Genomic DNA, 18220 nt, shown 5'->3' with positions numbered 1-18220 from the left:
AGGATCCTATGAAACCCCATGACTTAATTTTTATTGTGCTTGGTCAACACTTAATTCACCTGTATAATGGATTACGCAGGAAGTTTTAAGGGCGGTGGCTGTCTTTTCCCTTGTGAGGTGAGGCCCATGGGAACATGGAAGAATCTTCAGGAAGGTTTCACAGTCAATGAGCGTCTTCCAGACACTCTCGTTGATGTTGCTATTTGCAATGTTTATTTTAGCGTTGCTAACGTACATCGACAAAAGGAACAAATAAAAAAGCCGCCCTGCGTAACTTTGGCCAGTTACAGGGTGACTCAACTATCATTTTTTAACTAATGCCACCGCCTTTGAAGCGGCTTGCGCGGGAAGTCTTGTTAGCGCAAGGCTTCCCTTTTCTATTACATTATAGCATGACCTTTAAAAACTGGCTAACGTTTTAGACTTTGATCAAGTTCGGATTCGGGTTGTTTGATCTCCGGATTCTGTTCAGCAAATGCTTGTAGCTGTTTTTGTGTTCGATTACTGATTTCATGGTGTATATCATTTAGTTTATTTTTTAGTTCTGATTTTTGTTGTGGGTTCCTTGCTTGCTGAACTTGTTGTTGCAAGCCTTGATAGGACTTATTAAGATCCTGGGCTGATAGCTTTTTTTGGTCATGGTCGGGCTCTTTTTGGGCTTCTTGTAAGCCTAATTGTTTGGTTAACCCGTCACTAAGCTCAATCACTTTGTTGCTCACTTGCTGGATCTCACTTAAAGCACTATGGATCACAGCTGTATCTTTAGCCCAGGTAGCCACATAACCGAGTGAATAGTTACTGGTATCAACGCCAATATTTTGCATGGCAACATATGCGACCGCTTCAGCCTGGGTTTCCTGATAGGCTCGTGGCCGATCTTTAAAGGCTGATTTTAAGCCGTGTAGCTGGCTATGCGCATATTCGTGGTATAACGTCTTTAGTTTCAAAGCATTGTCGGGCTCATCGCCACCAATGACGATTTCATTAGTGCTGGGTTGAAAATACCCCTTAGCCCCATTTAGCGTCGCTAAAGGCACTTCACTGACTTTAAGGTCGGTTTGCTGGTTTAGATAGTCCTTGAATGCGTTATACAAGCTTGTCACATTCTGATGATCGGCCAAATTTTCTTTGACAAAGTCTTTAGCACTTAACACTGGTTCACCGCTAGTTTGTGCCACATCAAAGACGGGTAGATAGCGATAACCGACAATGGCGCGCTCATCGGTGGTATCAAGATGCTTCTGCTCGGCTGGTGTTAGCTTCTTAATGATCGGAGCCGCAATCCGAATCGCTTTTGCGCCCCGGTTGACGGTGCGGTTAAAAGCCGTCTGCCATTGCTTAAAACCGGCGACTTGAGTGGCTTGAGGATTTTGCGCATAAATTAAATCAATGTTTCTGGCGCTATAACGATGAAATTTAGCCAGGGTATTGAGATACTTTTTAAATTGGTCACTATCAGTTAATTTTAGGATTTGCTGTTCAGCCTGGGCGACTAATTGTGCTTTCCAAGCCTTAACATCTGCTTTATTTGGCATAAGTTACCCCTCCTCATCTTCAAAAATATCATTCAATGTTGGCAATGATCTTATTTGAATCGGGGTCGTGCCATAAAGGGCAACGTAACCGTCAGACAATTTTTGCCAGGCTACTTGATAATAAGCGCCGTTACCAGTGATTTCTTTTAAATACTTGTAGGTTCCTTTAGCTTGCAAAACGGGTAATTCACTGGCTAAAACTGCTAATTCGTTGTTCATTTTATGATCTCCTTTGCTTTGCTAATCTCACCCGTTGTTTGGGTTTACTTTTAGGGTTGTAAAAGTGAACCTAAATGACGGGTTCACTAACCGGAACGTAGTGCAGGGCGGTAGGCAGGGTCTAATCAAAATCAAAACTTAATTTATGGCCGTCAAGCTTTAACTTGGCGTCAAACGACTTTCCCTTTTTGCTCTTGAAACCCTTTAGTTTGCTGGTTTCACCCTTAGTAACTAACGCTCTAATTGCTGTCTTCCCGAGTGTCTTACTGCTCCATTTCTTGGGCAGGGTAAAGCTTTCGCCTTGCTTGGGCTTCACAATGTAAAACTTCTGTTTATTTAAAACGGTCGCTTGCGGTGTTTCTAAGAATACTTCGGCGGACTTTTGTGCTTGCTGTTGGTGATTGATTTGTTGCTTAATGGCTGCATTGCCGGTTAATTGTGTGGGGACATCAGCAATTAACTTCGCCACAAACTTCTTGATCTGGCTCAAAAAGTTATCTGGGGTGCGTTCTTCGGTACTGATTTGCTGTAATGCTTGCTCCCATTTAGCCGTCATTTCTGGGCTAGTTAGCAAGGGTTCGAGTTCAACCGCTTTACATAAAGTAATTCCGGCTTCACTGACGTGGAGATTGTTCTTTTCAGTAACTAAATAGCCACGTTTCTTTAACACTTCTAGCACATTGGCCCGGGTCGCACTTGTCCCAATGCCTTGCACGTCTTTAAGAATCGCCTGGGCTTCTTCATCATCAAGTGTTTTACCGGCCGTCTTCATGGCCGTAATTAAGGTACCTTCGGTAAAGGGCACCGGTGGTGTCGTTTCTTTTTGCGGTGTTTGCAGATTTGCTTGGACTTGATCGCCTTGGTGAACGAGCGGTAAAGTTGCTGCTTCTTGCTGGTCGGCTTTGTGATCATCAAATAAAGCTTGCCAGCCTTGCTTAGTTGGGACCTTACCGGTTGCTTTAAAATTGGCGTCACCAACTTGGGTAATAATGGTGGTTTCCTCGTACTCGTACGGATCAGCAAACATCGCTAACGTCGTTCTTAAAACCAAGTCATAGACTTGTTGCTGTAATTTAGGTAAGCTGGCTAGTTTCTCTTTAGTCGGCACGACTTTAGTCATGATAATGGCGTAATGTTCTTCAACCTTTTTCCCATTAACATAGCGCTTATTTGGGGTGGTATTGGTTAAAGCGACTTGTTTAGAGACTAACCCCAGATACTTCGTCAGATTAGCCACTAAATACTCAAATTCTTCATCAGTGATATAAGCACAATCGGTGCGGGGATAGCTAAGGAACTTAGCTTCGTATAAACTCTGAATGGCGGCTAAGGTTTGGCTGGCACTGGCATGATACCGTTTATTCATGGCACTTTGCAGACTGGATAGCGAGAATAGTTGGGGACTAGCACGCTTTTTACCTTGTTTTTGGACGTTCTTGATTAAACCGTCCTGTGAGCCTTTCTGAACGTGTTTAGCTTGCATGAATGTCATTAGCCCTACTTCGTCTTTAAACCGCTGATAGGGGTCTAATTTCGCGGCGAATTTTTGCTGATTGGCTAAAATTTCCGCATTTAGTTCAAAATAGGGTTCCGGCTTAAAGTTTTTGATTGCCTGGTCTCTTCGATAAACCATATACAAGGTTGGCGTCTGCACGCGACCAATTGAGTACACCCCGCGCACCCCTTTTTGTCTTAACAACAAAGTATATAAAGGACTGCCATTCATACCAATTAACCAGTCACTAATTTGACGGGTTTGGGCTTCTTTATAAGCCAAATAGTCTTTGTGCCAATCACCAAGATTTTTAAAGCCGGTAATAATCGCGTCTTTTTCTAGGCTATTCAACCAAAGGCGCTTAATCGTTTTCGACTTAACATCAATATGCGCTTGGTTCATGATCGACCACGCGATATTTGACCCTTCTCGACCACTATCGGTGGCCACAATAATGGTATCGGCTTTCGTTAACAGGACTTTAACGACCTTGAATTGGGCTTTTTTACTAGCTGACACTTCAAACTTGTATTTGTCTGGGAAAATCGGTAAATTAGATAAGGCCCATTGCTGGTATTTCTGATCATATTTATCCGGTGTGGCTAGTTCAACTAAATGTCCGAGACCATACGTGACAAGCGTATTATCGGGCAAAACAGGGTCACTAACCGTATAGTAACCCTGTTTTTTTGTGCTCTTTTGAAAGGCTTGGACGTATGAATGGGCTTGACTGGGTTTTTCAGCTAAGATAACAGTGGTCATGTTCGTTCACTCCTTATGATTCAATTTTTGATCTAATTCTGTTTTGCCTTGTTCAGCCGCTTTTAACCAGGTTTAACGGTGCATTTTTTATTCCGATTACAAGTGCATGCCCCCATCTTCATGCCGATTTCGAGTTTGGTGTTGCCGTTGCTTTTTCGCCATTTCCCACTCAGTCTCTTTTAAACCTTGCGCCTGTCTTTGTCGTTGGTAATCTTCATCACGAGCATATAGAACAGTCATGATCGCGTCACTAAAGGCCGTCTTTAAGTAGTAGTTTGGACTAACTGGCTTATAATTTAACGGTTGATAATGTGCCAGCTGGGATTTTCGATATTGATCGTCCTTAGCTTGTTGCTCTTTTAACTGTTTTTGGATTTTCTCAATCTGACTGTTCTTAATCGTTGGATCGACTTTACATTCACCCAAAAAGAGTTGTTTAGTGCCGTCATGCTTTAAAACCCGTTGTAAGTGATGATTCTCTAACTGATCTAAGCTAAGCTGTCCCGATAAATAAGCTAACCCTAATTGATGTTCTTGGGTACTGAAAACCCTCGGTGGGTTTTCTTGCCATTGTGCCATTGTTTCGACTTTTAATGGCTTTAAAGTTGGATCATAGTACATCACGGCTGTATAGGCCTGTTCTTGTCTAACTAGTGAAAGATCATCTAAATCACCATTAGGAAAGGCTCTTTTCAATACTTCATGGTATTGCGTTTGAATGACTTGCTTAACTGCTATGATTGTCCGTAGGTCTTTGACTGCTCTCGTAATCGTTTGCTGTTCTGCTGGTGAATACTTTTCTAGTAGTCCTTTATCGACGTGTTCTAGGCTTTCTAAGCTATCAGAGTGGATCATTAGCGTATATTTCAGATCAATTTTGGCCTCTTTTTCTTGTTGCATTAATAACTTAAAACCAACGTATGGCCGCTTGGTAAAGGTCAATAATTGCTGGGCCAATAAATCATCACGAATATTCATTAAACATTCGTTTAATTCACTGCCTTTGAAAACTGTTTGCTCGCTTTCGGTTTCCTTAATTAATTCTCGTCTTTCAGCTTGCGTGGTCTGTTCAAAATTAAGCTCTGGATAAAGTTTTTTCGTGGTACGATCGACCACTTTGTTTAAGAGTTCATCTGCCTTTTTTAATGAGCTTTCTTGTTGGTTAATTGTCAATAATTGTTTAGTCACATCTTCACCAACTGCATGTTTAATTAAGGTGCTATTTTTCCAATTAAATAGCATGCGCCGCTTATCATCTAAACTTTCCAAACTAATATAAGTTTTCAGTTCGTGGCTTAACCCTTTGACCACTTTTTTCTCGTTAAACGAGAAGTGTTTACTTAGGCTATCCAAGTGGCCTCGATTAACTACTTTCTCCTGCATATTTTTATAGCCAGCTTTGGACTTACGATAGTTCTTAACTTGTTGATTAAATACCTTTCTTTCATGCCGTTTACTATTGATTCCCTCGTGTTGCATTGGTGTATCAGCTATTCCCTGTTCCACAAATGATTTTTCACTGATCCGATCCGGAATGTTTTTTTGTGCTAAAATTTGATTAACACTCAACGCCCAATTGTGCCGCCATTCAGTTATTTTTTCTTTTTTATCCCAATCAACCAACCAAATTTTTCGGTTTCTCACATTCCCTGCAGGGGTCTTAGTTTTATTACCATGACTATCTAAAATGTATTCGGTTTTTGTTTTCTGTCCCCAAGTACCATCGGGGTTAAACGGGCGATTGGTTAACATCACGTGTGCGTGTGGATTATCTGGGTGATCACGATGAATCGCTACATCGGCTACCATTCCTTGATCAACAAAGTTTTCTTGCACGTATTTAGTTAATAATGTTTTTTGTTCATCTACACTTAACTCAATTGGTAAAGCCACGTTAAACTCTTTTGCATACCGTGAGTTTGATTTACGATCTTTCTTTTCAACTTCATTCCATAATTGTTCTCGATTACTGGCCCATGCTGGTGCATTTTTGGGTATTAAAATAAAGCTTTCTGGCATAACCGATCGGGAATAAAAATAGTGGCGGCATTCTTTATCATCAAATAATTTTTCAACGCTTCGATAAGCAGCACTGGCACTGGCAATGGCACTTCGTCCTTTACCGGCACTAATATTACTAAAACTCATATGAAAGATTGCCATATCAGTCACCTTCTCACTTTGATTCTATGGGTTTGACTTTGTTGTCGCCATCGGCGACTTCTAATACAGGTTTTAATGGGTTTAGCACAACGTCATCTTTGATGACGTGTAAGTGCACATTGACCTCGTTTTACTCGGTCTGCTGATAACCATAAAATCAGTTTTTGCTGTTGTTAAACTGAATGTATTTTTAATTCAATTTATTTCATTAACAACTTCTGAATATACTAATTGAACTTTCTTATCAAATTGGTCATTAAAGGTAACTCCAGTAACATCATATCTTTTTAGTCTTTCCATGTTTTTTATAATTGTTTTGAAAATGTTTTCTTTTCCAAATATTTCATATGCAGATTCTAAAGTGCTATTGTCAACGGGAGCATTATTTTTTAATAAAACTGGTAATATTCCCAATACTTCAAGCGTTGGAGCATTAAAAGTATTTATAACTTCATTTTGAATATATTTAATAAAAGCTTCTGCTCCTTGTAATAACGCTCTTGTGTTTGTAAAACTATAAGACAATAGTCACTTGCATATAATGCGGAATCAGTAATAAGATGAAGGTTTACAAAGATATTTTTGTTTACGAATTGACCAGATAGTTGGTTCATAGTGCAAGCTTGGCCCTAGTATTTTGACAAGTTTAAAGCTATTCTTGAGCATTAATTGACCGCAACGCGGGCAATGTAAGGGATAGGACTGGACGAGGTGAACAATTACCTGGTTACCTTGATCTTCAATCGCATCTTTAAAGTGCGCCGTATCTAATTCAAGGTGGAAATTTTTAATTTCAAGAGCAGCTTTGGTAGAATAATCCATGAAAGATGGTCCTTTCTTTACGAAGACGGGGTTCCGAGCCATCTTTCGTTTTTTATTTTAAATTTAAACCAAAATAAGTACCGATGTTAAATCCATCAGTACTTAAAATTGTAGAGCCTATTAAAATAAAGGCTCAGCATCGTAGCAGAAATGCTACTGTGCTGAGCCTTAATGTTTGATCAATGTAATCGATTTAGATGAACTGAACCCCACCGTCGATCTGAACAGCCTGACCAGTCATGTAGTCAGACTTCGTGGATGCCAGGTAGGAGACGTAGTTGGCAACGTCAGATGGGTGTTCAACCCGACCCATCGTGATGCCATCGATGGCGGCCTTCAGGTATTGACCCTTTTGACCACCGTTGATTTCGACCATCTTCTCGTCGATGTAGTCCCACATGTCGGTACCAACGATTCCTGGGCAGTAGGCGTTGACGGTGATGTGGTCGCGACCAAGCTCCTTGGCGGCAACTTGAGTCAGACCGCGGATAGCAAACTTAGTGGCGGAGTAGGCGCCTAGCAGTTCGTAGCCGATGTGGCCGGCGATGCTGGAGGCGTTGATGATCTTACGAACCTTATCGCCATCATTCTGCTTCTTGAACTGGGCCGCTGCGGCCTGGATCCCGAAGAGGACACTGTCAACGTTGGTAGCGAAGATCTTGTGGAAGTCTTCTGCCGACTCGTCAACCAGGTTGCCAATATGGGCAATCCCGGCGTTGTTGATGTAGGTGTCCAAGCGACCGAAGTGTTCAACGGCGGTCTTGACCAACATCTCATGGGTTTCCTTCTTAGAAATGTCACCAGCGGCGGCAACAACCTGGTAACCCTTGTCCGCCAGTTCCTTGGTGGCCTTTTCGACGTCGTCTTTGTTGAAGCCGTTGATTACCATGGCATAGCCGTCCTTGCCGAGCTGTTCGGCAATTCCCTTACCAATGCCCCGGGAACTACCGGTGATAACAGCAACACGTTTTTCTTCTGACATAGAAACTACTCCTTTCGACAGATAACGTTTACAACACATTCATCATAATCCGGTTTTATCTGAAATATCAAATATTTTTACTTAGGTAATATTGTTAAAAAGATAAGACCACACGGCCTAGCACAGTGGTCATGAGATTAGAGTACTAGGCTGTTGGTTAGTATTTATTTTTGAACACTGAATAATTGGCAGAATGCTGATTTAGCGGCGTTTCTGTCGGAAAAAGCACAACCTTAATGTTTTTTAGTTGGATAGTTGACTCTAAGTAACAACAATAGCAATTAAGAAAACAAATAGAAAATGGCTCTCAGGCACAATGAAAATATGATTGACGTATAGTTGGTCGTTAAAATGTGGGTAGCGTCAAGAATCTTGTGTAAATGAAATGCCTTCGTACATATAATATGTATCTAACTTAAATAAATGATGCTTCCAAGGTGTAGCGTTGTTCTAGGGTCAAGTTCAAAACCAAACTAAAAGAAAAAGATTACAAACTCCTCACAAGGTACGTCAAATTAAGTACATAAAGATTAAAATGCCTATTTTAATCTTTATTTTGGAAAAGAAAGGAAATGGAGATCTTGGCACGAATTAAACGTAGCATTATGTATGATGTTCAACCTTTGCGAACAAAAGCTGAAATTAAACAAGTTGGTAATTTATTAAAACAAAATCGTTATGGTCAACGTGATTATATGATTTTTTATATGGGAATTAATACTGGCTTACGAATGTCAGATATTACTAGTTTTAAAATTAAAGACGTTGCTAACGGAAAAAATCCAACTGTCTTAGAATTAAAAACTCGAAAAAAAGAAAAATTAATATGGTTAATATCAGACCAGAACTGGATGCTTATATCGCCTATTTACGTTCACAAGGTTTTACAGCAGAAAATAACGATTGGCTCTTTCCATCACAAAAACAAGCCCAAATTAATCATAAGGTGAATTATACAGATACTAATAAAGCCATTGAAAAGCACCCCGTAGGACGTATTTCTCCACATGCGGTTTATCAGATTTTTCAAAAGGTAGCCCAACAACTAGGTAGATCAGATATCGGGACGCATACGTGTCGTAAGACGTACGGATACTGGTTTTACAAGCAAACACACGATATAGGGACGTTAATTGCAGCTGTTTAACCATAGTGATGAGGGTACAACTAAGCGCTATATTGGGATTTCCGATGAGGAGTTAATGAATGCACAGGCAAGTTTTCATTTGGAGGCTTAATCCCTTCCCTTTTGCTTGTTAAGTAAAGTAGCTAAGAATTTACTAGGGTATGTTCGTTCAACGGAAATTACGGCGAATGCTAATGGAACATATCATTAGCATTTACATATTTTGCTACTTGTTAGAAATGCTTATTTTAAGGGGTCGGAAAATTATTTATCACAGGCTGACTGGACTGATTTATGGCAGAAGGCTCTCAGAAGTTGCCTTCGGCAACAACTAAAAATCCAAATAAAACTAACCAAAATCAATTTGATCTAACATGGTTTCGGTACTGGCTTGGTCTAAGCCTAAATAAGCTAAAGTCATTGCCTCACTTGAATGATTTAATAAATGCATGACTAAACCAATATTATAATTTGATTGCGTGTAGACGCGATAAGCACCGGTTTTGCGCATTGTATGGGTACCTAGATAATTAATTCCTAACAGATCACCAACTTTACTCATGATTTTGTAGAACTGTTTTTCCGTGATATGGCGTTCTGGGTGTTGAATGGAAGGAAAGAGCCATTCAGAATCCAACTGATGATCAAGCAGCCATTGGTTGGTATATCAATTTTTATAATCGAAATCGTATCTCAAATGTTGCCTAAGTAACTGAATAAAAATAGTCCAATTTATTGACTTCTGAGCATCAAAAAGGGCCTAGTACTTTTGGAATGGAAATACTTTCCAACACCAAAAATTCTAGACCCAAAAATACTGACAGTAAAATTAATCATTACGGTTTAAACCGCCGACAAATTAGCACTTTATTGCACAATTAAGGGACTTTTACCCAAAAACGATTGCAAACCGTAAATTTATTAGTTATAATTGCCTTGTGAAATTAGTACTAATTGTTTTCAAAAATTCCGAAAGAAGGCATTTGTATAATGGCTGAACGTAGTTATGACTTTCTGATGCCCAGCGTCAATTTCTTTGGCCCTGGTGTCATTAGTAAGATTGGTGATCGAGCAAAGATGTTAGGGATGAAAAAGCCCGTTATCGTCACGGGTAAGCTCCTTGAAGGTTTAAAGGACGGCGCCGTGAAACAGACTTTGGATTCTTTAAAGGCTGCTGGTGTGGACTACGTTGTTTACGACAACGTTGAACCCAACCCTAAGATTCGTAACATCAAAGAAGTTAAGAAACTTTACGAAGAATCCGGTGCGGACTCCATCATCACTGTTGGTGGGGGTTCTGCTCACGATACTGGTAAAGGTGCCGGCATTATTTTGACTAATGGCGACGACATTACCAAGTTGGCTGGGATTGAAACACTCGACAAGGCTTTGCCACCATTAATCGCCGTTAACACGACGGCCGGTACTGGTTCTGAATTAACCCGTCACGCGGTTATCACGAATGAAGAAACTCACTTGAAGTTCGTGGTTGTTTCATGGCGGAACATTCCGTTGGTTTCATTCAACGACCCAACTCTGATGCTCGATGTGCCTAAGGGCGTAACCGCAGCTACTGGGATGGATGCCTTCGTTCAAGCCGTTGAACCTTACGTTTCCGTTGACCACAACCCTATCACCGACTCACAATGTGTGGAAGCTATCAAGTTGATTGAAACTTCCCTTCGTGAAGCCGTTGCTAACGGCCACAACTTGGACGCTCGGACTAAGATGGTTGAAGCTGAAATGTTAGCCGGGATGGCCTTCAACAACGCCAACTTGGGTTACGTTCATGCCATGGCTCACCAACTCGGTGGTCAATACGACGCACCTCATGGTGTTTGCTGTGCCTTACTTCTACCTTACGTTGAAGAATATAACATCATTGCTTGCCCAGATCGTTTCGCCCAATTGGCTGAAATCATGGGTGAAAACACTGAAGGCCTATCAACGCGGGATGCTGCCGAATTAGCCATCAAGGCCATGAAGCAATTATCCGAAGACGTTGGTATTCCTCACTCAATCAAAGAAATTGGTGCTAAGCCAGAAGACTTTGAATTGATGGCTGAAAATGCCTTGAAGGATGGGAATGCTTTCTCTAACCCTCGTAAGGGGACAAAGGAAGATATCATCAAGATTTTCCAAGCTGCCTACGACGCTGAATAATTTAACGTAATATGATGAAAAGCCGCCGAATTTCGACGGCTTTTTTAGTGTTTGTGCGTATACTTAAAGGTAGTCAGAGAGGAGTCTCATCATGGAAAAATACTTAACGTTTGACTGCTACGGTACACTACTCAATGAAGAGGCAACCTACGCAGCCATCGAAACAGTTGCTGATAAAATCGGCGTCGATTCACGACTAGTCAGGCACCTCTCGGTGCCGAAAAAACCTGTGCATAATCTTGACATCAGCGCCGATATTGGTTTGAATGCATACCAAACATTAATTGAAGTCCAAGCAGCCATTGGTTGATATATCAATTTTTATAATCGCAATTGCATCTCAATTATCACTAAGTAACTGAATAAAAATGGTCCAATTATTCAGTATGCTTTTGATGTAATCATCCAAAATCAATTTGATCTAACATCGTCTCGCGACTAGCTTGATCTAAACCAAGGTAAGTCAGTGTCATGGCTTCGCTTGAGTGATTCAATAAGTGCATGACTAAACCAATATTGTAATTTGACTGTGTATAGACACGATAAGCCCCTGTTTTACGCATGGTGTGCGTGCCTAAATAGTTGATACCTAGTAGATCACCAACACGCGCCATCACTTTATAAAACTGTTTCTCGGTGATATGGCGATCATGATGGGCTGTCGAGGGGAATAACCACTCAGAATTGATATTTTCTTGGACCAGCCAATCATGATATTGCAACAAGTCTTGCTGAACAGGCTTTAAATATAACGTGTTTGCTTTACCGGTCTTTTTATCATGAATAAAGGCTGTATTTTTGACAGAGCCGTCTGGATTATAGACATCTGATTTTTTTAATGTCATGACATCACTCACACGTAGTAGCGTGGCCTTACCAACTTGAAAAACGGTGTAATTTCGGCGACCAGCACGGAAACTATCGAGAAGTGTATCTTGTACCATCTTTAAGATATTGGAGTCTTTGATGGGTAGGACAATTTGTTGCGCCATGATTCATATATACCTTTCTGAAATTAAATAATTAAATAATTATTTATTTAATTATTGATGACCAGGACCGTATTTCTAAACTTCTTTTATGGTTTATTATATCACTTAACAAAAAAACAACCCCCATTATCTAATCACTAGATAATGAGGGCTGTTTTATCGGTCTTTTCAAGGGGTTATTTGTTAGTTATAGCCCCTAAAATGCAACACATAGTTTTCTATGCTAGCTTCTCAATGTCCTATGTGTTTTTGTATCTTATCGGCCTGGCACAAGTTATATCTTTTTTATTTTATGGTAGATTGTAAAATTAATCCGAACACTGTTCGGACAAAAATGGCATACTTACAAAACGGGTACAGTGAAGAATATTCTTTTACCCTAGGTTTAATACCCATTTTCTGCGCTTGCCGTATTTGGTAATGGTTTAATACTACTTGAAGTGACGTACTTACAAAACTTTTGGTGATGCTTTTAACCTAAAAGATTTGGTTTAATACTACTTGAAATGACGTACTTACAAAACACAACTGTTACATTGCTATCCATTTTACTAGGTTTAATACTACTTGAAATGACGTACTTACAAAACCGATAGCCTTGTTGTTGTGTTCTGTTTCAATCATAATATTACTCCAATTATGGATAAATTCAATTTCCTTAAAACATTATTTATTATTCAATTTCTTGCTTGTAAATATCAGTCCACCTGCAAGCCTTATAACGATGTAATTTAGCCTTTGGTTTTTCCTCAAAAAATCCACTACCAGCAAATAAGTCCATTTCTTCTGTCTCGCCAGCAACAGTATTAGTTGGTCCAGATTCATTAACAATTGACTCAAAGGTGTATTCAGTTCGTTGTGGATTGAAGTCAATATTTGAGACAGATTTTAAGAGACATTCAGAACCGCGTTTACCTTCCACAGCTCAAATAAATCATTAATCGTGATTAATAACTTATTTGAACCCTGGAAAGCATTAAATCAGGCGGCCATTTGGCTCGTAAGTGTTGCAATTTCAACTTGTAAGGGGGTCTGGTAGCCCAGTGAACTATGAATTCTCTTCCTATTGTAGAAAGCATGCACATATTCAAAAAGGACGGCAGCGGCAGTTTCATAATCTTCAAAGACCGGCACTGGATAAACACATTCCTTTTGAGAGACGATTTATTCATTATACGCTCTCTTAAAAGTTGTCTCAGGAATCAGCTTACATCCAGATGAGTATATTGCAACTATCGTTATCAATGTTAACTTAAAGCAGTTTATAGTTCTTAAAAAATTTCTTATAATAGATTTTCAATATCTATTGTGAAAAGTACTAGATATCAAAAGTATATATAAATAGCAAGACCAATAGCTTAGCAGCTTAGTAATTTGAACATTAAACACTAGTTACATTATTAATATGTCATTTTAATTTTTATATCTGAATATCCTTGTATCTTAAGATACAAGGATATAGTACAATCTACCCTTTTTTAAATTAGGTATCCAATTAGAAATACTCAAGTGAGCTTAAAAAAATAGTTTAGTTCAAAAGTATCTTTGTATCTAAAGATATAAAGATACAAAAGACGTTATTAGAATAAGTAAGTTCTAATAACGTCTTTTTGAAATTGTATTACCGGTATTTAATTTCGATGCTATTCCTAATAATTTCTTGTTCTCTTTCAGTAAAGTGATCTTTTAGATATTCATTTACAGCCGTACTGACTAAACCATATGCTTTCGATTCTGGTTTATTTTTGTCGGTCATATTACACATTGTTTTTATTAAATCTAAGACAGGCGGAGCCACTTTAATATTTTTCCTCTCTGCTCCAGTCCATTTCTTTGTTTCCGTTGTTTTTGGATTAAGAGAAGATGTATCTCTACTGACATCAGCTGAATGGAGTGCTTCTGGTGATTCGGTTTCTTTATTTCCTCGATTAATTAAGCCCATTAACATCTAACCCCTTTCCAAGCTTCGTAAGTTTGTTGTCTTTTGTCAAATAACGACGTTTATATATGTAGTCAGATATATCTCCCTGAGTTTCAAAGGCTTGTATTCTTTCTTCTAATTCACAAAAAATATCCGCAAAAAGTGCAAACATTTTTTTGTCGTGAAAATCATTAAATTGTATACCTTGTGCTGTATACCATTCTAACCTTGCATGGTTTGAGATGATTGTGTTGAACACATTATCTTGACCAAAGAAAGAGACTGTGTCGTTAACAATTTTTTTGTGTAACTCTCTTCGATTCTGAAGGAGTACAGGCAAAACGCCTGCTACTTGTACTTTTACCTTCGATCCAAAATCATCAACCAAACTTTGTAGGTAAGAAAATACTAAACGTTTAGATCCATCAAAAGAGAATCGTTGTGTTTCTTGGACCACCACAACATAATCCGCACAAACCATTGCATTATCAACTTTTAAATCTGTTGAAGGTGGAACGTCTATAAATATATAGTCATAACGATCTTTGATGGCGTCTAATAGGTTTGACATATAAAAAGTACGGTCATAGATATTATCAAATTTTTCTATAAGAAAATCCCCGTATTTACGCATATCATATTTACAACCGATCAAATCGAGATTATCGCTTAATTCTACAATACCTTTACTTAAGTCGCCTATTTCTAAGCATCTCATAAGTGTGTAATCTATTTTCTTTAAATTAAAGGTTCGGCCTAAAAAATCTGTAGCGTTACCTTGTAAATCTGTATCAATCACCAATACTTTTTTATCAAATATTGTAGAAGCTACGATTGCTTCCATAACAGTATCAGTTGTTTTCCCAACGCCGCCTTTTTGTTGTGCGTTAATAACAACTTGTGGCATGTTTGCCTCCTAATATAAATAAGTAAATGATTTTTATTTTCTGTTAAAGTATCCTTTTGCACTTTTATTATAATATAAAAAAAAAATTTTACAAGGATAAAAAGATAAAAGTATCCTTAGATAAGTTTATCTTTTTATCTAAAGATACAAAGATATAAAAATATGGACAATAAACAGCTACAAATCAAGAAATACATTTATCTTTATATCTAAAGATGAATGTATCTTTAGATATAAAGATAAAAAGATACTTTTATACAATAGTAAAAGTATCTTTTTTCAAAAATGCGATTGACATAGGTTTTTGGGTAGGTTATTGTAAGTGCAAAAGAAAATAAAAAAAGCCACTGTGAACTGGCATTCACAGCGACCCGCAAAAAAATATAAAGAAAATAAATGTTCATAAAACTTATTCATAGGATATTGTATGCTATTTTTCTCTAAAATTCAATACTGCTATAGAACATAGATAATGACATGATTTGCGGATTAATATGGCTTTGAACGGCACATCTTGATTCTGTTAACTCTAAGTGGATCAGTGATATGCTGGTTCACTTTTTCTTTCGAGTTAATCAACGGCATTAACTACTATTTGTTTCAAAACAAATCTACCTTTGGTTAATATCGTTCTGAAAGGAGTGCAAATATTATGTCTGTAACGGAAAAATTAAGCTACAAATCTTGGTCTGCAATTAGTCTTATTTTACATAATGGTTTAAAAAAATATAAACCAAAAAATAGTAAACTAGTTCAACTCAATCAAGAAGTACATAACGATAATAAGACTGGTTCAATTGCTGTTTTTCGTAATAAATCATCAATGAGTCGTGACATGGGTTTTGTCGTGACTTCTGAAGAAGCATTAATAGAAAACATTGAGACACTAACACATTGGACACCTAATACCTTTAATTGGTTAGGATATGATAACAGCCGTAAACATATTAAAGGGCATTCAGAACGTAATCTAAGCCAAATTAATGCGTTTGTAGTTGATATTGATTTTAAAGATGCTCTAGATAGAGATCGAAACCTGAATCTGGTTAATAGCAGCATAGTCTTAGATGACCATATTCTACCCACACTTGTCTTAAAAACTGATAAAGGGTATCAAATTTACTATATCTTGGATCGCCCAGCATTTTTATCAAAACATAAAAATGGTAGTATGCCTGTTTTAAGCGCGGCTAGAAAGATTTCTGAAAATATAAAAAGTACGATTATGGAAAAAATACCTGCTACTGATGTAGGATGTAATAGTTTTGGAATTTTTCGGATCCCGCGGGAAGATAATATTATTTTTTTTGAACCAGAATTGACCTACTCATTTGCTGGTTTTTTAATGTGGAGTAAGTCAGTCACACAAAAAGGTAAGGAAAAGCGTAAGAGCAATCTAAAAGTAATTAATAGTCCGCATTCTCAATATAGAAAACAAACCGATCAAGCTTGGTTTAGAATTATGTTGACAAAGCACAACATTAAACCAGGTCAAGGACTAGGGCGTCACAATACTATACTTACACTGGCCTTAGCGTGCTACTCTTCTGGAAAAAACCAAAACGATGCCTTCAATTTATTAGATGAGTTTAATTCATACCTTGAAGATCCTTTAGACGTACGAGATATGCAGCGTTGCGTCCGTGACGCTTATTCTGGCAATTATAAAGGTGCATCTAAACTTTATATTGATGAATTAATAGATACCTGGGCAACACCTGATGAGAAGCGCATTGTGGTGCAAGAAAGTAACGTTCAATGGTACAAGTGGGCGAAGCCTCGCACAGAACGCGTCTATAGTCACGTGTCAGAATGGCTAAATGATGTGATTGAACTAATTAATAAAGTTAGCTCTGGAGCAGACAAAGTTATTATGTCAACCAGGGCTATTCGTGATGCTCTTGATATTTCTCCATCAACCTTGAATAGGGTGATGAAACAAGCCATTTCATCTAATAAGCTAATTGTAAAAAAGGGGAAAGGAAATCAAGCGTCACAAATTGCAACTTTAGAAATGGTATTAAGAGCTTTATATCGGAAAAGAGAAGCAGAATCAATAGCTTGGGTTAATTACCTTGAGGCTTTTTTGAAGTTACAGAATAGGCAGTATATTGAGGAACAAAGCGTATTTTCAGATGTTGAAGGAATTGATGATGAAGTAGATAGATTTGGAACCAATATAAGTACGGGGTGAAATCTCTTAATTTAGTGCTACCAATTGCCATTAGATTTTTTATCTCTTAGATAAGTAGCGTCAAGAATCTTGTGTAAATGAAATGCCTTCGTACATATAATATGTATCTAACTTAAATAAATGCATCGTTTTATTGGCATTATCTTAAATGCTAAATACCGAGTTGAAAAGTATCATCAAGATATTGGGGTTCTAATCCCGCTTGACGACGAAGAACTAAAACCTTTGATGACTAAGCCTTGAGACGCTACTTTAACGCCCTAAGAAGCAATGATAAGCATATCAAGAACGTGGAAAACTACTTATACGGCACCATGCAAAACCTATTTGGGATTTGGTGGAATAAAAAAGCGGTTAGAAATATGCGGCTAAACACCCCGAAGAACAGAACACTGACAATGAGCGTTCTTGGAATTAAACGTCATATTAGCTCATTTAAGCCGTTTTAAGTGTTGCAGTGCATAAATTATTAAAGCTGCTTTAAAATCGCTTAGAAGCAAAAATAGGCGCCTTAAGTGGTTGAATAGGTGATGACTGAACTAAGTGAAAGTGACGGGAGCCTTTTAAATGATCAAACCCAGCAAAGAAGTCGAAAAAATAGAGCAATTGTTGGCTGACCCAGGGGCAGTCGATATTCAAGACATTTGGGAGCAATCAGCACATAATCCAGATCCTGATAAGCGCAAGTTGTTTGACGCGGTACACACTTACCTCTTAGATAAACGCGAAGAGAAAATTATCAACGAAAAGCATTTCGTGATTTAACATGAGTGAGCTAAAGAGATACATCATCGTGGCTGGGATAAACGGTGCTGGTAAATCAGTTCCAATAAATCCTGACTGCTGAAGTAATACCGTTGCTTGGTTAGGAGCAAGTGCATTATGTGCAGATAGGTCAGAAATCGCAGACGCAAAAACATCTCCAGTTGGATCAACCGC

The 18220-nt window shown here is 38.4% G+C and carries 18 protein-coding genes and 5 pseudogenes; 9 read left to right on the top strand and 14 right to left on the bottom strand.

The window, feature by feature from the left end:
- The first annotated feature begins 166 nt into the window (after positions 1-166).
- Positions 167-256, top strand: a complete 90-nt coding sequence (locus BHU33_RS07755) for a putative holin-like toxin (protein WP_072672334.1) — start codon at positions 167-169, stop codon at positions 254-256.
- 154 nt (positions 257-410) lie between these two features.
- On the opposite strand, the gene BHU33_RS07185 is transcribed toward BHU33_RS07755, so the two are convergent.
- From BHU33_RS07185 to BHU33_RS07155, 7 genes and pseudogenes are all read right to left on the bottom strand, one after another.
- Positions 411-1535, bottom strand: a complete 1125-nt coding sequence (locus BHU33_RS07185) for an ArdC-like ssDNA-binding domain-containing protein (protein WP_056997541.1) — start codon at positions 1533-1535, stop codon at positions 411-413.
- 3 nt (positions 1536-1538) lie between these two features.
- Positions 1539-1754 carry a hypothetical protein gene (locus tag BHU33_RS07180; RefSeq protein WP_003679901.1) on the bottom strand — a complete coding sequence of 72 codons (216 nt, stop codon included), beginning with the start codon at positions 1752-1754 and terminating at the stop codon, positions 1539-1541.
- Between the two features lie 121 nt (positions 1755-1875).
- On the bottom strand, positions 1876-4011 hold the full coding sequence (gene topB / locus BHU33_RS07175; RefSeq protein ID WP_056997540.1) for a DNA topoisomerase III: 2136 nt from the start codon (positions 4009-4011) through the stop codon (positions 1876-1878).
- Positions 4012-4107: 96 nt separating this feature from the next.
- The gene (mobQ, locus tag BHU33_RS07170) at positions 4108-6174 is read right to left on the bottom strand and encodes a MobQ family relaxase (protein ID WP_056997539.1); all 2067 of its coding nucleotides are present in this window, start codon (positions 6172-6174) and stop codon (positions 4108-4110) included.
- 195 nt (positions 6175-6369) lie between these two features.
- Positions 6370-6740 (bottom strand): annotated as a pseudogene (locus BHU33_RS07165) (ParA family protein); the annotation flags it as partial.
- A pseudogene (locus BHU33_RS07805) lies at positions 6733-6996 on the bottom strand (transposase family protein); the annotation flags it as partial. The pseudogenes BHU33_RS07165 and BHU33_RS07805, both read right to left, overlap by 8 nt.
- A 193-nt stretch (positions 6997-7189) precedes the next feature.
- Positions 7190-7978 (bottom strand): acetoin reductase, encoded by a 789-nt coding sequence (locus BHU33_RS07155; RefSeq protein ID WP_054646857.1) that lies wholly within the window; start codon positions 7976-7978, stop codon positions 7190-7192.
- 581 nt (positions 7979-8559) lie between these two features.
- Between BHU33_RS07155 and BHU33_RS07670 the strand changes: the two genes are divergently transcribed.
- From BHU33_RS07670 to BHU33_RS07665, 3 genes are all read left to right on the top strand, one after another.
- On the top strand, positions 8560-8928 hold the full coding sequence (locus tag BHU33_RS07670) for a site-specific integrase (protein ID WP_054646858.1): 369 nt from the start codon (positions 8560-8562) through the stop codon (positions 8926-8928).
- On the top strand, positions 8814-9125 hold the full coding sequence (locus BHU33_RS07150) for a site-specific integrase (RefSeq protein ID WP_225355270.1): 312 nt from the start codon (positions 8814-8816) through the stop codon (positions 9123-9125). The genes BHU33_RS07670 and BHU33_RS07150 overlap by 115 nt, the downstream gene beginning before the upstream one ends.
- Before the next feature lie 202 nt (positions 9126-9327).
- Positions 9328-9477 (top strand): protein rep, encoded by a 150-nt coding sequence (locus BHU33_RS07665; RefSeq protein WP_225355269.1) that lies wholly within the window; start codon positions 9328-9330, stop codon positions 9475-9477.
- Here the strand turns inward: BHU33_RS07665 and BHU33_RS07140 are convergent.
- A pseudogene (locus tag BHU33_RS07140) lies at positions 9454-9762 on the bottom strand (tyrosine-type recombinase/integrase); the annotation flags it as partial. The gene BHU33_RS07665 and the pseudogene BHU33_RS07140 overlap by 24 nt on opposite strands.
- 332 nt (positions 9763-10094) lie before the next feature.
- Here BHU33_RS07140 and BHU33_RS07135 point away from each other — a divergent pair.
- Together BHU33_RS07135 and BHU33_RS07660 are read left to right on the top strand one after the other, a co-directional pair.
- Complete coding sequence (locus BHU33_RS07135) at positions 10095-11267, top strand: iron-containing alcohol dehydrogenase (RefSeq protein ID WP_054646859.1); 1173 nt, start codon at positions 10095-10097, stop codon at positions 11265-11267.
- 91 nt (positions 11268-11358) lie between these two features.
- Positions 11359-11577: a hypothetical protein gene (locus BHU33_RS07660; protein ID WP_054646860.1), complete on the top strand. Its 219-nt coding sequence runs from the start codon at positions 11359-11361 to the stop codon at positions 11575-11577.
- 91 nt (positions 11578-11668) lie between these two features.
- Here the strand turns inward: BHU33_RS07660 and BHU33_RS07125 are convergent, their stop codons facing one another.
- The 5 genes from BHU33_RS07125 to prgP form a co-directional block, all read right to left on the bottom strand.
- Positions 11669-12259, bottom strand: coding sequence for a site-specific integrase (locus BHU33_RS07125; protein WP_054646861.1), 591 nt, complete (start codon positions 12257-12259; stop codon positions 11669-11671).
- A 673-nt stretch (positions 12260-12932) separates the two neighbouring features.
- Positions 12933-13181, bottom strand: coding sequence for a hypothetical protein (locus BHU33_RS07120; RefSeq protein ID WP_054646862.1), 249 nt, complete (start codon positions 13179-13181; stop codon positions 12933-12935).
- A gap of 59 nt (positions 13182-13240) precedes the next feature.
- Positions 13241-13423 (bottom strand): IS3 family transposase, encoded by a 183-nt coding sequence (locus BHU33_RS07785; RefSeq protein ID WP_404825558.1) that lies wholly within the window; start codon positions 13421-13423, stop codon positions 13241-13243.
- 457 nt (positions 13424-13880) lie between these two features.
- Complete coding sequence (locus tag BHU33_RS07110; protein WP_180993653.1) at positions 13881-14207, bottom strand: hypothetical protein; 327 nt, start codon at positions 14205-14207, stop codon at positions 13881-13883.
- The gene (gene prgP / locus BHU33_RS07105) at positions 14188-15087 is read right to left on the bottom strand and encodes a ParA superfamily DNA segregation protein PrgP (RefSeq protein ID WP_054646985.1); all 900 of its coding nucleotides are present in this window, start codon (positions 15085-15087) and stop codon (positions 14188-14190) included. Before prgP ends, BHU33_RS07110 begins: the two co-directional genes overlap by 20 nt.
- A 652-nt stretch (positions 15088-15739) precedes the next feature.
- Between prgP and BHU33_RS07100 the strand changes: the two genes are divergently transcribed.
- From BHU33_RS07100 to BHU33_RS07090, 3 genes and pseudogenes are all read left to right on the top strand, one after another.
- Positions 15740-17281, top strand: coding sequence for a primase C-terminal domain-containing protein (locus BHU33_RS07100; protein WP_054646986.1), 1542 nt, complete (start codon positions 15740-15742; stop codon positions 17279-17281).
- A 120-nt stretch (positions 17282-17401) separates the two neighbouring features.
- Positions 17402-17699, top strand: a pseudogene (locus BHU33_RS07095) (RepA); the annotation flags it as partial.
- A gap of 149 nt (positions 17700-17848) precedes the next feature.
- Positions 17849-18046 (top strand): hypothetical protein, encoded by a 198-nt coding sequence (locus tag BHU33_RS07090; RefSeq protein ID WP_054646987.1) that lies wholly within the window; start codon positions 17849-17851, stop codon positions 18044-18046.
- Here the strand turns inward: BHU33_RS07090 and BHU33_RS07655 are convergent.
- Positions 17996-18220, bottom strand: a pseudogene (locus BHU33_RS07655) (hypothetical protein); the annotation flags it as partial. The gene BHU33_RS07090 and the pseudogene BHU33_RS07655 sit on opposite strands and share 51 nt — an antisense overlap.

Source organism: Fructilactobacillus lindneri DSM 20690 = JCM 11027 (assembly GCF_002907375.1).
Lineage (GTDB): Bacteria > Bacillota > Bacilli > Lactobacillales > Lactobacillaceae > Fructilactobacillus > Fructilactobacillus lindneri.
Note: the sequence above shows the minus strand (reverse complement) of the source record. Positions and strands in the feature narration are given on the sequence as shown.

Coding starts and splice junctions, on each gene's coding strand:
- mobQ (WP_056997539.1), bottom strand. CDS start 6,174: ATGGCAATCTTTCATATGAGTTTTAGTAATATTAGTGCCGGTAAAGGA.
- BHU33_RS07100 (WP_054646986.1), top strand. CDS start 15,740: ATGTCTGTAACGGAAAAATTAAGCTACAAATCTTGGTCTGCAATTAGT.
- BHU33_RS07125 (WP_054646861.1), bottom strand. CDS start 12,259: ATGGCGCAACAAATTGTCCTACCCATCAAAGACTCCAATATCTTAAAG.
- BHU33_RS07180 (WP_003679901.1), bottom strand. CDS start 1,754: ATGAACAACGAATTAGCAGTTTTAGCCAGTGAATTACCCGTTTTGCAA.
- BHU33_RS07185 (WP_056997541.1), bottom strand. CDS start 1,535: ATGCCAAATAAAGCAGATGTTAAGGCTTGGAAAGCACAATTAGTCGCC.
- BHU33_RS07755 (WP_072672334.1), top strand. CDS start 167: ATGAGCGTCTTCCAGACACTCTCGTTGATGTTGCTATTTGCAATGTTT.
- topB (WP_056997540.1), bottom strand. CDS start 4,011: ATGACCACTGTTATCTTAGCTGAAAAACCCAGTCAAGCCCATTCATAC.
- BHU33_RS07660 (WP_054646860.1), top strand. CDS start 11,359: ATGGAAAAATACTTAACGTTTGACTGCTACGGTACACTACTCAATGAA.
- BHU33_RS07135 (WP_054646859.1), top strand. CDS start 10,095: ATGGCTGAACGTAGTTATGACTTTCTGATGCCCAGCGTCAATTTCTTT.
- BHU33_RS07110 (WP_180993653.1), bottom strand. CDS start 14,207: ATGTTAATGGGCTTAATTAATCGAGGAAATAAAGAAACCGAATCACCA.
- prgP (WP_054646985.1), bottom strand. CDS start 15,087: ATGCCACAAGTTGTTATTAACGCACAACAAAAAGGCGGCGTTGGGAAA.
- BHU33_RS07155 (WP_054646857.1), bottom strand. CDS start 7,978: ATGTCAGAAGAAAAACGTGTTGCTGTTATCACCGGTAGTTCCCGGGGC.
- BHU33_RS07090 (WP_054646987.1), top strand. CDS start 17,849: ATGATCAAACCCAGCAAAGAAGTCGAAAAAATAGAGCAATTGTTGGCT.